General features: G+C 71.0%; 18 protein-coding genes. 9 read left to right on the plus strand and 9 right to left on the minus strand.

The window, feature by feature from the left end:
* Positions 1-52: 52 nt before the first annotated feature.
* The 4 genes from RWE79_RS29645 to RWE79_RS29660 all read left to right on the plus strand — a co-directional run bounded on the left by RWE79_RS29645 (position 53) and on the right by RWE79_RS29660 (position 3,517).
* Positions 53-706: a response regulator transcription factor gene (locus tag RWE79_RS29645; RefSeq protein ID WP_475943134.1), complete on the plus strand. Its 654-nt coding sequence runs from the start codon at positions 53-55 to the stop codon at positions 704-706.
* A 6-nt stretch (positions 707-712) separates the two neighbouring features.
* A complete protein-coding gene (locus tag RWE79_RS29650; RefSeq protein ID WP_475943135.1) occupies positions 713-1,990 on the plus strand; it encodes a sensor histidine kinase in 1,278 nt (425 codons plus the stop codon).
* A gap of 475 nt (positions 1,991-2,465) precedes the next feature.
* Positions 2,466-2,768 carry a DUF4193 domain-containing protein gene (locus RWE79_RS29655; RefSeq protein ID WP_475943136.1) on the plus strand — a complete coding sequence of 101 codons (303 nt, stop codon included), beginning with the start codon at positions 2,466-2,468 and terminating at the stop codon, positions 2,766-2,768.
* On the plus strand, positions 2,687-3,517 hold the full coding sequence (locus tag RWE79_RS29660; protein WP_475946181.1) for a hypothetical protein: 831 nt from the start codon (positions 2,687-2,689) through the stop codon (positions 3,515-3,517). The genes RWE79_RS29655 and RWE79_RS29660 overlap by 82 nt, the downstream gene beginning before the upstream one ends.
* Here RWE79_RS29660 and RWE79_RS29665 read toward each other — a convergent pair.
* On the minus strand, positions 3,504-3,950 hold the full coding sequence (locus RWE79_RS29665; RefSeq protein WP_475943137.1) for a DUF3093 domain-containing protein: 447 nt from the start codon (positions 3,948-3,950) through the stop codon (positions 3,504-3,506). The two genes, RWE79_RS29660 and RWE79_RS29665, sit on opposite strands and share 14 nt — an antisense overlap.
* 26 nt (positions 3,951-3,976) lie before the next feature.
* Complete coding sequence (locus RWE79_RS29670) at positions 3,977-4,852, minus strand: SDR family oxidoreductase (RefSeq protein ID WP_475943138.1); 876 nt, start codon at positions 4,850-4,852, stop codon at positions 3,977-3,979.
* A gap of 58 nt (positions 4,853-4,910) precedes the next feature.
* On the opposite strand from RWE79_RS29670, the gene RWE79_RS29675 reads away from it, so the two are divergent.
* The 3 genes from RWE79_RS29675 to RWE79_RS29685 are packed head-to-tail and all read left to right on the plus strand — an operon-like array spanning position 4,911 to position 6,794.
* A complete protein-coding gene (locus RWE79_RS29675; RefSeq protein WP_475943139.1) occupies positions 4,911-5,492 on the plus strand; it encodes a PaaI family thioesterase in 582 nt (193 codons plus the stop codon).
* A complete protein-coding gene (dut, locus tag RWE79_RS29680) occupies positions 5,489-6,028 on the plus strand; it encodes a dUTP diphosphatase (RefSeq protein WP_475943140.1) in 540 nt (179 codons plus the stop codon). The genes RWE79_RS29675 and dut overlap by 4 nt, the downstream gene beginning before the upstream one ends.
* Before the next feature lies 1 nt (position 6,029).
* Positions 6,030-6,794 (plus strand): DUF3710 domain-containing protein, encoded by a 765-nt coding sequence (locus RWE79_RS29685; protein WP_475943141.1) that lies wholly within the window; start codon positions 6,030-6,032, stop codon positions 6,792-6,794.
* A gap of 150 nt (positions 6,795-6,944) precedes the next feature.
* Here RWE79_RS29685 and RWE79_RS29690 read toward each other — a convergent pair whose 3' ends face one another.
* The 5 genes from RWE79_RS29690 to RWE79_RS29710 all read right to left on the minus strand — a co-directional run bounded on the left by RWE79_RS29690 (position 6,945) and on the right by RWE79_RS29710 (position 10,443).
* Positions 6,945-7,310 (minus strand): hypothetical protein, encoded by a 366-nt coding sequence (locus RWE79_RS29690; protein ID WP_475943142.1) that lies wholly within the window; start codon positions 7,308-7,310, stop codon positions 6,945-6,947.
* 71 nt (positions 7,311-7,381) lie between these two features.
* Complete coding sequence (locus RWE79_RS29695) at positions 7,382-7,849, minus strand: adenylyl-sulfate kinase (protein WP_475943143.1); 468 nt, start codon at positions 7,847-7,849, stop codon at positions 7,382-7,384.
* Positions 7,846-9,030, minus strand: a complete 1,185-nt coding sequence (locus RWE79_RS29700; protein WP_475943144.1) for a glycosyltransferase family 4 protein — start codon at positions 9,028-9,030, stop codon at positions 7,846-7,848. Before RWE79_RS29700 ends, RWE79_RS29695 begins: the two co-directional genes overlap by 4 nt.
* Positions 9,027-9,380: a hypothetical protein gene (locus RWE79_RS29705; RefSeq protein ID WP_475943145.1), complete on the minus strand. Its 354-nt coding sequence runs from the start codon at positions 9,378-9,380 to the stop codon at positions 9,027-9,029. The genes RWE79_RS29700 and RWE79_RS29705 overlap by 4 nt, the downstream gene beginning before the upstream one ends.
* 118 nt (positions 9,381-9,498) lie before the next feature.
* Entirely contained in the window at positions 9,499-10,443 is a 945-nt protein-coding gene (locus RWE79_RS29710; protein WP_475943146.1) for a sulfotransferase family protein, read from the minus strand.
* A 150-nt stretch (positions 10,444-10,593) separates the two neighbouring features.
* On the opposite strand from RWE79_RS29710, the gene RWE79_RS29715 reads away from it, so the two are divergent.
* Both RWE79_RS29715 and RWE79_RS29720 read left to right on the plus strand, forming a co-directional pair.
* Positions 10,594-10,992: an OB-fold nucleic acid binding domain-containing protein gene (locus tag RWE79_RS29715; protein WP_475943147.1), complete on the plus strand. Its 399-nt coding sequence runs from the start codon at positions 10,594-10,596 to the stop codon at positions 10,990-10,992.
* Between the two features lie 3 nt (positions 10,993-10,995).
* Positions 10,996-11,721 (plus strand): DUF3159 domain-containing protein, encoded by a 726-nt coding sequence (locus RWE79_RS29720; RefSeq protein ID WP_475943148.1) that lies wholly within the window; start codon positions 10,996-10,998, stop codon positions 11,719-11,721.
* 79 nt (positions 11,722-11,800) lie between these two features.
* Here RWE79_RS29720 and RWE79_RS29725 read toward each other — a convergent pair whose 3' ends face one another.
* Both RWE79_RS29725 and RWE79_RS29730 read right to left on the minus strand, forming a co-directional pair.
* Complete coding sequence (locus RWE79_RS29725) at positions 11,801-12,478, minus strand: potassium channel family protein (RefSeq protein WP_475943149.1); 678 nt, start codon at positions 12,476-12,478, stop codon at positions 11,801-11,803.
* Positions 12,478-13,143 (minus strand): potassium channel family protein, encoded by a 666-nt coding sequence (locus tag RWE79_RS29730; RefSeq protein ID WP_475943150.1) that lies wholly within the window; start codon positions 13,141-13,143, stop codon positions 12,478-12,480. Before RWE79_RS29730 ends, RWE79_RS29725 begins: the two co-directional genes overlap by 1 nt.
* Positions 13,144-13,259: the final 116 nt, after the last annotated feature.

A 13,259-nucleotide genomic window follows, 5' to 3' on the forward strand; every position in this document is an offset into this window, starting at 1 on the left:
CACACAGCTGACTTCGAAGTTCTGAAGAAGTGCTCAGGGAAGGAACAGCGCCTTGCGCGTACTGGTCGTCGAGGACGAGCAGCTGCTCGCCGATGCGGTAGCCACCGGACTGCGACGCGAGGCCATGGCCGTCGATGTCGTCTACGACGGAGGCGCCGCCCTGGAGCGGATCGGGGTCAACGACTACGACGTCGTGGTCCTGGACCGCGACCTTCCGGTGATCCACGGGGACGAGGTCTGCCGCAAGGTGGTGGAGCTCGGGCTGCCCGCCCGGGTGCTGATGCTGACCGCCGCCGGCGACGTCAGCGACCGCGTCGAGGGCCTGGAACTGGGCGCGGACGACTACCTGCCCAAGCCCTTCGCCTTCAGCGAGCTGACCGCCCGGGTCAGGGCGCTGGGCCGGCGTACGACGGCCCCGCTGCCGCCGGTGCTGGAGCGCTCGGGGATCCGGCTGGACCCCAACCGCCGGGAGGTGTTCCGGGACGGCAAGGAGGTGCACCTGGCGCCCAAGGAGTTCGCGGTGCTGGAGGTGCTGATGCGCAGCGAGGGTTCCGTGGTGTCGGCCGAGCAGCTGCTGGAGAAGGCCTGGGACGAGAACACCGATCCCTTCACCAACGTCGTGCGGGTCACGGTCATGACGCTGCGCCGCAAGCTCGGCGAGCCCGCCGTGATCGTCACCGTCCCCGGCTCCGGATACCGGATCTGATCCGCCGTGGCAGCCTCCGCGACCCCGCCCTCCCAGCCGTCGCCGTCGCCGGCCGCGTCGCCGTCCTCGGCCGCCGTACCGCCCAGGCCGACCTGGGACCCGCCGCCGTCGGTGCGGCAGGTCCCCCTGCTGCGGCCCACGATCCGGATACGGCTCACCGTGCTCTACGGGGGCATGTTCCTGATCGCGGGCGTCGTCCTGCTGTGGATCATCTACCTGATCGCGGCCGAGGCCCTCAGACAGGGCAGCGAGCTGCCCTTCCGGATCATCAGCGCCGAGTTCCAGGGCACCAGCGGCTCCTGCGACCTGCCCAGCGGCAACAGCGCGCTGTTCAACCAGGCGGTGGCCGCCTGTATGCAGCATCAGCGCGAGCTGGCGCTGAACACACTGCTCAGGCGGGCCCTGATGGCCCTCATCGGGCTGGCGGTACTGGCCTTCGCCGTCGGGTACCTCCTCGCCGGGCGAGTGCTGTCGCCGCTGGGGCGGATCACCCGCACCGCGCGTGCCGTCGCCGGTGCCGACCTGAAGCGCCGGATCGAGATGGAAGGCCCGGACGACGAGCTGAAGGAGCTGGCCGACACCTTCGACGAGATGCTCGAACGGCTGGACCGCTCCTTCGACGCGCAGCGCCGCTTCGTGTCCAACGCCTCGCACGAGCTGCGCACGCCGCTGGCCATCAACCGCACCCTGCTGGAGGTCCAGCTCTCCGATCCGGAGGCGTCCCTGGACCTCCAGCAGCTCGGCAGGACCCTGCTGGCCACCAACGAGCGCAGCGAGCAGCTCGTGGAGGGCCTGCTGCTGCTCGCGCGCAGCGACAACGAGCTCATGGACCGCAAGGCCGTGGACGTCGCCGAGGCGGCCTCCCAGGCCCTGGAACAGACCCGTGCGGAGGCCACCGCCAAGGGCGTGGAGCTGCGCAGCGCGCTGGAGCCCGCCGTGGTGCAGGGCAACGGGGTGCTGCTGGAGCGGATCGCGCTGAACCTGGTGCAGAACGCCGTGCGCTACAACGTCGCCGAGGACGGCTGGGTGGAGGTGACCAGCGGGGCCGAGGGCGGGCACGCGGTGCTGATTGTCTCCAACACCGGGCCGGTCGTCCCGGCGTACGAGATCGACAACCTCTTCGAGCCGTTCCGCCGGCTGCGCACCGAGCGCACCGGCAGCGACAAGGGCGTCGGGCTGGGCCTGTCGATCGCCCGTTCCGTGGCGCGGGCGCACGGCGGGTCGATCTCGGCGGTGCCGCGCGAGGGCGGCGGCCTGGTCATGAGGGTCGCGATCCCCATGTGATCCCCATGTGATCCGCAGTGATCCGCAGGTGGTCCCGCACGCGGTCAGCAGGTGGTCCCGCATGTGATCCATGTCGCACCGGAATCCGGCAGGGCCCGGGCCCTGTTCGCTTTGCGCGGAATTTTGGGGTCTGGGCACCCCTGAGGAGCCTTGTGGGCGATCACACATGCGATTTCCGCGGCGTGTACACTCCGTGATCAAGAAGATCGGAAAAAGTTCCGAAAAATCCATGTTTCCGCAGGTCATGATCACGGGAAGTACACGAGGTGGCGTGAGGAAGACGCGACAAGAGGACCGTTTCCGGCCGTGAGCGGCACCCGATGCGATCGCCTCGTCGGAGGTTCGGTTGGGTGTCGATTGAGTAACGGCACTTGATGTAAGGCAAAATCTCCGCTTCGGGTCGGGCACAAGACCGGCCTCCCACGCGTTACGTGCGCTGGAGACACCGCAGACACCCAGAGGGGGAGAGCGACACATGGCAACTGATTACGACACACCACGCAAGACCGACGATGACGTCAACGAGGACAGCATCGAGGAACTCAAGGCCAGGAGGAACGAGAAGTCCACGTCCGCAGTGGACGTCGACGAGTTCGACCAGGCCGAGTCCCTGGAACTGCCCGGGGCCGACCTGTCCGGCGAGGAACTGTCGGTCCGGGTACTGCCCCGGCAGGCCGACGAGTTCACCTGCATGAGCTGCTTCCTCGTCCATCACCGCAGCCAGCTGGCCATGGAGAAGAAGAACGGCGACCCGATCTGCCGCGACTGCGCGGCCTGAGGGGCATGGCAGGCGACGACGAGCGAGGCCGCGCGGCCTCGCTCGCGGGCGCGGCGGTCGGGGCCGGCCGCAGGGGCCTCAGCGGCCTCTCGGGCCTCGCCGAGCGGCTGATCGACGTGGCCCCGAGGATCCCCGTCCGCGACCTGCGGACGCTTCGGCGGCACTTCCCCGGCCTCGGCCCCGAGGAGATCGCCGACAAGCTGGTCAGCGGCGCCGTGCTGGGCACCGCGACCGTCGGCGCGGGCATCGGGGCGGCGGCGATGCTGCCCACACCGCCCGCGATGCCGGCGGAGCTGGCGGCGGAGACCTTCGCGGTCGCCGTCCTGGAGTACAAGCTCATCGCCGAGCTGCACGAGGTGTACGGGCTGCGCGTGCCCGGTTCCGTACGCCGGCGGGCGACCGTCTACCTCGCCGAGTGGACGGACCGGCGGGGCATCGACGTCACCAAGCCGTCCACCGTCGACATCGCGCTCGGCGGGAAGATGAAGAAGGAGCTGCGTCAGCAGCTCCTCAAGCGCAGTATGCGCAACCTCCCCAGCCTGACCCCGTTCATGGTGGGCGCGGCCATCGGTGCCGTCATGAACCGGCGGGACACCCGCAGACTCGCCGAGCGGGTCCGCAAGGACCTGCGGGCCGGGGCCGTCCCCTGGGACGAGCTGCCGCCGTCCGGCAGCCCCGCCGTGGCGCCGCCCGACGAGGCCGAGGCCCTCGACGAGGCACCCGGCGAGCCGCCCGCTATCGGACCCTGACCGCCTCCAGCGCGGCCACCAGCCGCTGCGGGGAGCGCGTGGACAGATAGGCGTACGGGGTCGGGTCGGCCGGGTCCGTGATCTCGACCTTCACCGCCGTGGGGACGTAGGCCCGCAGCAGCATGAACGCCCTCGCGTCCGCCTTGTGCCGGCGCCAGGCCAGCGCCTCGTCGGCGTCCAGCACGGTCGCCTCGCCCAGCGCCTCGACGGGGATCCGCGCGTCGCCCGCCACCAGCGAACCCGCGACCACGCGGATCCGCGCCGACCCGTACGAACTCACCGCCGCGGCGCCCAGCGCCCCACCGCCGACCAGGCCGGCCAGCATCGGCAGGGTGCCCAGCGGCAGCAGGATCAGCGCCAGCGAGACGCCCGCCCCGGCGGCCAGGAACCACCAGGAACGCGGCACGGTGAGTCGTTCGTCGTAAGGCTGCATGGCCTCAGCTTTTCACGCGTGCCCCGTCACGCGCGCCCGAGGCGGCCCCGCACCCGCTCCACGGCCCGTGACACCCGCAGCCCGGTGGCGACCTGCTTGGCCCAGTCGGTGGCGGCGGTGGGCAGCGCGGCGTCCAGGGCCGCCGCCTGACGGGCGCTGCCGCCCACCAGGTAGCGCGGCAGGGGCCGCCGCGCGGTGAGGGCCCGCAGCACGGCCAGAGCGACCGGACGGGGCCCCGGGAGGTCGCGGCGGAGCATCTCCCCGACCGCCTCGTACTGGTCGGCGTACGCGGACGCCTGCGCGTCCGGCAGCAACCCGGCGGACTGCTGCCAGATCCCGCTGGCGTACGACCCCGGTTCGACCAGCACCACCTTCACGCCGAAGGGCGCGGTCTCCATGCGCAGCGCGTCGGTCACCGCCTCCAGTCCCTGCTTGCTGGCGCAGTACCAGCCCATCATCGGCATGGAGACCCGCCCCGAGATCGACGAGATGTTGACGATCCGGCCCGAACGCCGCTCGCGCATCGCGGGCAGCACCAGCCGCGCGATCCGGGCCGGGGCGACCAGGTTGGTCTCCAGCTGCCGCCGCACCTGCTCGTCGTCCACGTCCTCGATCGCGCCGGGCTGGGCGAAACCCGCGTTGTTGACCACAGCCCAGGGCCCGCCGCCGGTCATCGTGGCGATCTCGGTGAACGCCTTCACCGTGGACGTCGCGTCGGCCACGTCCAGCAGGACGGTGCGCACCGCGGCGCCCGCCCGCTCCACCGCGGCGCGCAGCGCCCGCGCCTTGTCCTCGCTGCGCGCGGTGGCGATCACGTCGAATCCGCAGTGGGCCAGCTCCTGGGTCACCGCGAGGCCGATCCCGCTGCTGGCACCTGTGACGACGACGGACTTGAGAGTCATGGAATGACCAACGGACACCCGGCGGGAAAGGATCCCGCAGCGGGGTAGGGTCTCCCGCGTGAGTGCAGTGACCTCCCTCAGCCCGCCACCGGACGCGACCGCGCCGGTGCGGCATCCCGACGCCCCCGCGCCCGGTGAGCTCCTCGGGGCGCACTATGACCAGTGTTTCGGTTGTGGCGACTCCCAGACCCATGGACTGCACCTGGCGTCACGGGCCGGCGAAGGGGTCGAGGTCACCGCCGAGTTCACCGTCCGGCCCGCCCACCAGGGCGCGCCCGGCCTGGCCCACGGCGGGGTGCTGGCCACCGCGCTGGACGAGACGCTGGGCTCGCTCAGCTGGCTGCTGCACACCATCGCCGTCACCGGCCGCCTGGAGACCGACTTCGTACGCCCGGTACCGGTCGGCACCACCCTGCACCTGGCCGCCCGGGTCACCGCCGTCGCCGGACGCAAGATCTACGCCAGCGGCGTGGGCCGGATCGGCGGCCCCGACGGCCCGGTGGCGGTGCGCGCGGACGCCCTCTTCATCGAGGTCAAGCTCGAACACTTCACGGAGAACGGCCGAGCGGAAGAGGTCGCCGCCGCCATGGCCGACCCCGACCAGGTGCGGGTCGCCCGCGCCTTCGAGGTGAACCCGTGAGCGCGGACGGCGGGCGGCCCCCGCTCGACGTCCTGCTGCGCCGTCTCCACGACAGCGTCCCGGTTCCCTCGTACGGGCAGCCGGGGGACGCGGGCGCGGATCTGATCACCACCGAGGCCGCCGAACTCGCCCCCGGCGAGCGCGCGGTACTGCCCACCGGGGTGTCCATCGCGCTCCCCGACGGGTATGCGGCCTTCGTACATCCGCGCAGCGGACTCGCCGCCCGGTGCGGCGTCGCCATGGTGAATGCCCCGGGAACGATTGATGCCGGGTACCGTGGGGAGATCAAGGTGATCGTGGTCAACCTGGACCCGCGTGAGAGCGTGCGGTTCGAGCCGGGCGACCGGATCGCCCAGCTGGTCGTCCAGCAGGTCGAGCGGGTCCGCTTCCGGGAGGTGGCGGAGCTGCCAGGCTCTGCCAGGGGCACGGGGGGCTTCGGCTCCACCGGGGGACATCCCTCGGTTGTGGGCCGGTCGGCCACCCCTGAGACCAGCAATGGATACGCTTCGGTCATTGCAGACCGGGAAGGAAAGTGACGTGTTCCGTCGTCGTCGCAAGGAGCGCGCAGACGCCCTCGACGAGCTCGAGGCCGAGAGCCCTGACGAGCTGGCCGAAGACGCCGAGGAGTCGGACGACTCCATGGAGTCCCGTCGGTACAACCTTCCGCCCGCCCCCAGGCCCGACGGGCCCTGGGACCTGAGCGAGGTCAGGGACCCGGCCGAGGGCCGTGTCGACCTCGGCGGCCTCTTCGTACCCGGGGTCGAGGGCATGGAGCTGCGGGTCGAGGTGGCCGGTGATTCCATCGTCGCCGCGACCGTGGTGCTGAAGGACAGCGCCGTCCAGCTGCAGGCCTTCGCCGCCCCCAAGTCCGAGGGCATCTGGGGCGAGGTACGGGACGAGATCGCCGCCGGCATCACCAAGCAGGGCGGCATCGTCGACCTGGTCGAGGGACCGCTGGGCTGGGAGCTGCGGGCGCAGGTGCCCGTCCAGCTGCCGGACGGCACCAACGGCGTCCAGCTGGTGCGTTTCGTCGGTGTGGACGGCCCCCGCTGGTTCCTGCGCGGAGTCATCTCCGGCCAGGGTGCGGTCCAGCCGCAGGCCGCCGGACTGCTGGAGCAGGTCTTCCGGGACACCGTGGTGGTACGCGGCGATTCGCCGATGGCGCCCCGCGACCCGGTCGTCCTCAAGCTGCCGAACGACGCGCAGATGGTGCCCGAGGGCGTCGCCCAGGACGGCGACGGCCGGTTCTCGGACGGCATCGACCCGATGCGCCGTGGCCCGGAGATCACCGAGGTCCACTGACCGGCTGATCAGTCGTACGCCTCGGCCCCGGACCTGCGGACAGGTCCGGGGCCGAGGCGCGTCAGCGCCGGGGTACCCCGGGCGGGTGATCTCCTGGTGCGGCACGCGGCACGCGGCACGCGGCACGCAGAACGCGAAACAGGCACCGGACTAGCGGTAGTCCGTGATCTCCGGGGCGAAGACGGTCCCCAGCGGCTCGGGGCCGATGTACTGCTGGCAGCTGCAGGGGCGGGCCTCGAACTGCACGGGCTTGCGGTCGGCGTCCCACGCGGTGGGGGCCTCGACGACCTCATGGCACTTGCCCTGCTTGTCGTGCTTGGCCAGATGGTGGGTACAGCCGCAGACCGGCTCGGGCGGGCGGCCCGCCGCGTCGAGGGCGAGCTGTTTGCGCTCGGCTGCCTTGAGCAGCTCCAACTTCCGCTTGTGACGCGTCTTGAGCGCCCCGCGTACGCCTTCGGTGACCCGGCCCCCGGCGATCAGCACAACGGGAATCAGCCACCACATCCAGCCACCCATGCCGCAACCCCCATTCGACGGCTGTCCGTACCTTACCAACCCCCGGGGCCCTGGGAGCAGGGCCGGACGCCTCAGGCGTGCCCGCGGGCGGCCAGCATCGCGCACACGGCGTCCGCGCGCTGCCCCACCGTCAGGCCGCCGGTCGTGAGCCGCAGATCCGGCTCCTGCGGCTCCTGCGGCTCCTGCGGCTCCTGTGGCTCCTGTGGCTCCGGCTGCCCCTGTGGCTCGTCTGCCGCGACGTACACCTCGAAGTAGCCGGCGCCGCTCGCGCCGTGCCGGGCGCGCACCGCGCCCCGGCAGCCCGCGCAGGACGCGGCGACCGGGACGATCGCCAGGATGCCGTTGCGGGCGAGGATCTCGGCGACCAGGCCGATACGGCCGGTGCCGGTGCCGGGGTCCGCCGGGAGGAAGCGGCGGATCTCCTCGCCGTCCAGCACCTCCACCCGGCGGCCCGCGGCGCGCAGCCGCGCCGCCACGGCCCGCGCGAGGGTGGTCCTGCCGGCCCCCGGCGGCCCGGTGAGCCAGACGGTGGCGCTCATCGGCTCCCGCTCCCGTCCAGCAGTCCGGTGAAGAGGGCGGCCCACAGCGGGTGCACCGCGTCGGGCCCGAAGCCGGCGGCGGTCCTCAGGGCCGCCGCGCCCATCGAGGCGCGCAGCCGCTCGTCGCCGACGAGCCGGAGCATGGCGGCGGCCAGAGCGTCGATGTCCTCCGGCGGTACCAGGAGGCCGTCGACGCCGTCGGTGATGACGTCGGCGGGCCCGGTCGGGCAGTCGAAACTCACCACCGGCAGGGCGTGGCTCATCGCCTCGATCATCACCATGGGCAGGCCCTCGAAGCGCGAACTGAGCACGAACACGGAGGCCTTGGCCAGTTCGTCGTCGAAGCTGCGGCTGTGGCCCATGAGCAACACGTTGTTGTAGAGGTGGTGTTCCTCGATGTACTCGCGCAACTCGGCCTTCTTCTCGCCGGTGCCGTAGATCCGCAGCTGCCAGTCGGGGTGTTTGTCCGCCACCTGCCGGAAGGCGGGCAGCAGCAGGTCGAAGCCCTTCTGGGCGAAGAGCCGGCCGGCCGCCACCACGGTCCGGCTGCCGGGGGTGGCGGGCCGCTGGTCCAGGGAGTGGACGGCGTTGGGGATCCGCAGCACCCGGGAGCGGGGAAGGAGCGCCTGGTAGTCCTGCCGGTCGCGGTGGGTGAGGACCACGACGGCGTCGAAACGCGGGTAGTACCGGGCGATGGCGGCCCGTACGTCCTTGCGGTGCGTCGCCAGGTTCATGTGTTCCTGGGCGACCCGCACCACGCCGGAGGTCGCGTGGCGCGCGGCGAGGATGTTGAGGGCGGGGCGGGTGGTGACCAGGATGCCGTCGCGCAGCCGGGACAGGTAGCGGACGACCTCGGTCTCGACGTACCGGTTGAAGTAGCGGATGCCGAACTCGCCCTGCGGGATGTCCTTCGGCGGGCGCCGCTCCAGCCTGGGCCGCCGCCACGCCCGCAGCCGGCTCTCGCTGCGGTGCGGGGCGGCCGCGGCCTCCGGACGCTCGTCGACCAGTGCCGTGATCCGGATCCGGGGATCGACGGCGAACTGCGGCTCGTCCTTGCGCCGGATGACGCTGACCAGTTCCACGTCGTGCCCGGCCCCGGCCATGGCGTTGGCCTGGTTGACCACCGTACGGATCGTGCCGCCGGTGCCGTACGCGTGCAGCAGCAGATAGCGGACCTTCACGAGGCGGCCTCTTCCCGGCCTGCCGCGGGATCGGGGGCGCAGGCCACGGAGAGGTTGTTGTTGACCGTGTAGAAGGGGCGCAGCCGGGCGCGGATGCCGTCCCGGGTGGCGTACTGGGCCGGGAAGACCATGATGTTCTTCTTGCTCCGGATGTCGTCGAGGTGACGCCCGGCGCGCAACCGGCTCTCGGCCGTGCCGCGTGCCATGGCCAGATGCAGGTCCCACTTCTGCGGGCCGGACAGCCCGGCCGGCACCAGCTCGGCGACGGGGAAGGTCACCTCGAACCGCCGGGTGTCCGGGTCGGGTTCGGTGTCGTAGCGCAGCAGTACGTCCTCGCGGGCCCGCAGCACCAGCAGCAGCCGCCAGCGGGCGGGGCGGGCGGGGGGGGGGGGAGGTCGCCGTGGATGTGTCCGGTGAGCCGGATGTGTCCGTCGCGCGGCCAGATCCGCGCGATCTCTGCGTGGGCCCTCATATGCCGTAGCCCCAGGCCGTACAGATCTCCCTGAGGACGTCCGGCACGTCGTCCGGGCCGGGCAGCGGGCGGGCCTGCTGGACGCTGCCGCTGCGGATCTTGTCCGTCCAGTCGCCCAGGCCCTTCTGGAAGGAGTCCTCGGACTTGTGCTCCCAGTTCAGCATGCCCGGCTCGAACTCCAGGCCCAGGTGCTCGCACACGCGCCGCAGTTCGGCCTCGGGGTCGGCGGTGAGGTCCTCGTAGCGGACCGTGAGACCGGTCAGCCCCTTGCGGGCGCCCTCGACGGCCTTCATGTAGCGCAGGGCGTCGGCGGCGGCCTCCTCGCGGTCGCGCTTGGCGGGGTGGGCCTCGTACCAGGACTGTGCGATGGAGACCGGGTGACGCAGCAGGAAGACATAGCGGGCGTCGGGCCAGCAGGCGGAGATCCGTTGCCAGGCGAAGGCGTTGCTCGGGGTCTTCTCGACGATGTACGGCTTCTTGGCCCTGACCAGTTCGCGGTGCATGACCCGGTCCCAGAGCAGATGCTCCAGGTCTCCGCGCTCCAGGTCCAGGGCGGCCATCGACTGCTCGGCGAGCCTGGTGGAGTGGCCGACGGTCAGCCGGCGGATGTGCAGCTCGTGCGGGGCGTGCAGCTGGGAGTGCCCGTCGAGCAGCACGCGCAGCAACGTGGAGCCGGACCGTACGGGTGACATCACGAAGACCGGCCGTTGCAGCAGCCGGTCCACGCCGGGGTCGGCGGGCTCGCGGAAGGGCACCGCCTCGGGCCCGGACTTCGGCCCGGACTTCGGCCCGGACGTCGACCGGGTCTTCGGCGCGCCCTGTGGCATCGGTTTCGCCGCGGATTTCCCGGACGGGGCGGGCGCGGTGGCCCCGGCCGCGCGCTTCACCTCGAAACCAGTGGTTCTGCGCAGTGCTGTGTTGACGTTGCCGAGAAATCCCATGGATGGGGAGTTTGTTACGAGCGCATGAGGAAATATGGAGACGATCGTGAGGAATTCATTAATCCGCTTTGACCTGTCCGGCTTTGTTCGCGGGGGTGGTCCGGTGATCACGGCGGTGATCCTGTCCGCGCCGCCGGGTAGGCTTCAGGCATGAGTGGTGCCACCCGTTCGGACCGACCTGCCAGCCGCTTCCGCCGGATGCTGGACCGGCTGTCCTCCACCCAGGAGGAGCTGCACTCCGAGGAGCTGCAGGAGGACACCCTGGCGGCGGGCTGCACAAGGATCTGCGACTGCCACGACCGGCAGATCGTCAGCGTGACCGGTACACTACGCGCGGTCACCCTGCGGCCGCGTGCCGGTGTTCCGGCGCTGGAGGCGGAGCTCTTCGACGGCTCCGCCGCGCTGGACGTGGTGTGGCTGGGCCGGCGCAGCATCGTGGGCATAGAGCCGGGCCGCAGGATCATCGCGTCGGGGCGGATCTCCATGAACCGTGGCCGCCCGGTGCTGTTCAACCCCAAATACGAGTTGCGTCCGCTCGGACAGGAGTAGCCGGTGGTGTCGATCGACAAGCAGACGGACGAGTCGACGGAGGAGTCCAGGGCCGTCACCGAAGCGGCGCTCTTCGAGGCCTTCGGCGGTGTGCGCGGCATGGTGGAGACCACCGTGCCCGGTCTGGTCTTCGTCGCGATCTACACGGTCGATCGCGACATCCACATCTCCGCGATCGTCGCCCTCGGCCTGTCCCTGGTGCTGGGCCTGGCCAGACTGGCCCGCAAGGACACCCTCAAGCACGCCTTCAGCGGTGTCTTCGGGGTCGCCTTCGGCGCGGTCTTCGCGATGATGTCCGGCAACGCCAAGAACTTCTACCTGCCGGGCATGCTCTACACCCTCGGCCTCGCCGTCGCGTACTGCGTCTCGGCGCTGGCCGGCTTTCCGCTGCTGGGCCTCATCCTCGGCCCGGTCTTCAAGGAGAACCTCTCCTGGCGGGACCGCAACCCAGGCCGCCGGGTCGCCTACACCAAGGCCAGCTGGGCCTGGGGCATCATCCTGCTCGCCAAGTCCGCGATCCTCTTCCCGCTCTACCTGTGGGGCAACGCCACCCAGCTGGGCTGGGTCAAGGTCGCCCTCGGCATCCCGCCGTTCCTGCTGTGCGTCTACCTGACCTGGATCTTCCTGGCCAAGGCGCCGCCGCCGATCGACGTGATCGCCGAGATGGAGGCGGAGGAGGCGGCCGAGAAGGAGGCCGAGCGCATCCGCAAGGAAGCCGCGCAGAGCTGAGAGCAGTACGGACATGTGACGAAGGGCGGCCCGGAACCGTGACGGTTCCGGGCCGCCCTTCGTCGTGACGTGTCCGCGATCAGCTCTCGGCGGCCCCGGTCCGTACCGACAGCAGGTCCTCCAGCTGCTCCTCCCGGTGCGGAGCCGCCACGAACAGCAGCTCGTCACCGGCTTCCAGGGCGTCGTCCTTGGAGGGGGTGAGCACCCGGTGGCCGCGGATGATGGTGCACAACGAGGTGTCCTGCGGCCACTCCACGTCGCCGACCCGGGTGCCGACCAGGGCCGCCTCGGGCGGCAGCGTCAGCTCCACCAGGTTGGCGTCGCCCTGGCTGAAGCGCATCAGCCGGACCAGGTCGCCGACGCTGACGGCCTCCTCGACCAGGGCCGACATCAGACGCGGGGTGGAGACCGCGACGTCCACGCCCCAGGCCTCGTTGAACAGCCACTCGTTCTTGGGGTTGTTGACCCGGGCGACGACCCGGGGCACCCCGTACTCGGTCTTGGCCAGCAGCGAGACGACCAGATTCACCTTGTCGTCGCCGGTGGCGGCGATGACGACGTTGCAGCGCTGCAACGCGGCCTCGTCCAGCGAGGTGATCTCACAGGCGTCGGCCAGCAGCCACTCGGCCTGCGGGACCCGTTCCACCGAGATCGAGCTGGGGTTCTTGTCCACGAGGAGCACCTCGTGGCCGTTCTCCAGGAGTTCGCCCGCGATCGAACGTCCCACCGCGCCGGCTCCGGCGATAGCGACTCGCATCAGTGACCCTCCTCCGGGCCCTTGGCGAAGACCGCCTCGACCTGCTCGACCTCGTCGGTGCGCATCATGACATGCACCAGGTCGCCTTCCTGGAGCACCGTCTGTGAGGTCGGCAGCATCGCCTCGCCCAGCCGGGTGAGGAATGCCACACGCACTCCGGTCTCCTCCTGCAGTTTGCTGACCTTGTGGCCGATCCAGGCCGACGCGGTGTGCACCTCGGCGAGTTGCACACCACCGCTCGGGTCGCGCCACAGGGGCTCGGCCCCGGACGGCAGCAGCCTCCGGAGCATCTGGTCCGCGGTCCACCGCACGGTGGCCACGGTCGGGATGCCGAGGCGCTGGTAGACCTCGGCTCGTCGCGGGTCGTAGATACGGGCCGCGACGTTCTCGATGCCGAACATCTCGCGGGCCACCCGGGCGGCGATGATGTTGGAGTTGTCGCCGCTGCTGACCGCCGCGAAGGCTCCCGCCTCCTCGATTCCGGCCTCGCGCAGTGTGTCCTGGTCGAACCCGATGCCGGTCACCCGGCGCCCGCTGAACCCGGCGCCCAGGCGGCGGAACGCCGTCGGGTCCTGGTCGATCACGGCCACCGTATGACCTTGCTGTTCGAGGGAGTGCGCGAGAGTGGAACCCACTCGCCCGCATCCCATGATGACGACGTGCACGACCGTCCTTCCGGCTGTCAACTGTTCCGCTGAGCTCTTTACAGAGTCTCAGACCAGGGCCCAAGCTACACACGGAGGTAGTTCCGGGGGAGTCCCCGGTAAGTGCTCATCTTGAC

The sequence above is a fragment of the Streptomyces sp. RLA131 genome (genome assembly GCF_056270125.1).

Bases quoted from the DNA above. Each gene is read 5' to 3' on its own strand.
- RWE79_RS29655 (WP_475943136.1), top strand. From the start codon at position 2,466: ATGGCAACTGATTACGACACACCACGCAAGACCGACGATGACGTCAAC.
- RWE79_RS29665 (WP_475943137.1), bottom strand. From the start codon at position 3,950: ATGCAGCCTTACGACGAACGACTCACCGTGCCGCGTTCCTGGTGGTTC.
- RWE79_RS29670 (WP_475943138.1), bottom strand. From the start codon at position 4,852: ATGACTCTCAAGTCCGTCGTCGTCACAGGTGCCAGCAGCGGGATCGGC.
- RWE79_RS29690 (WP_475943142.1), bottom strand. From the start codon at position 7,310: ATGGGTGGCTGGATGTGGTGGCTGATTCCCGTTGTGCTGATCGCCGGG.
- RWE79_RS29695 (WP_475943143.1), bottom strand. From the start codon at position 7,849: ATGAGCGCCACCGTCTGGCTCACCGGGCCGCCGGGGGCCGGCAGGACC.
- RWE79_RS29710 (WP_475943146.1), bottom strand. From the start codon at position 10,443: ATGGGATTTCTCGGCAACGTCAACACAGCACTGCGCAGAACCACTGGT.
- RWE79_RS29715 (WP_475943147.1), top strand. From the start codon at position 10,594: ATGAGTGGTGCCACCCGTTCGGACCGACCTGCCAGCCGCTTCCGCCGG.
- RWE79_RS29725 (WP_475943149.1), bottom strand. From the start codon at position 12,478: ATGCGAGTCGCTATCGCCGGAGCCGGCGCGGTGGGACGTTCGATCGCG.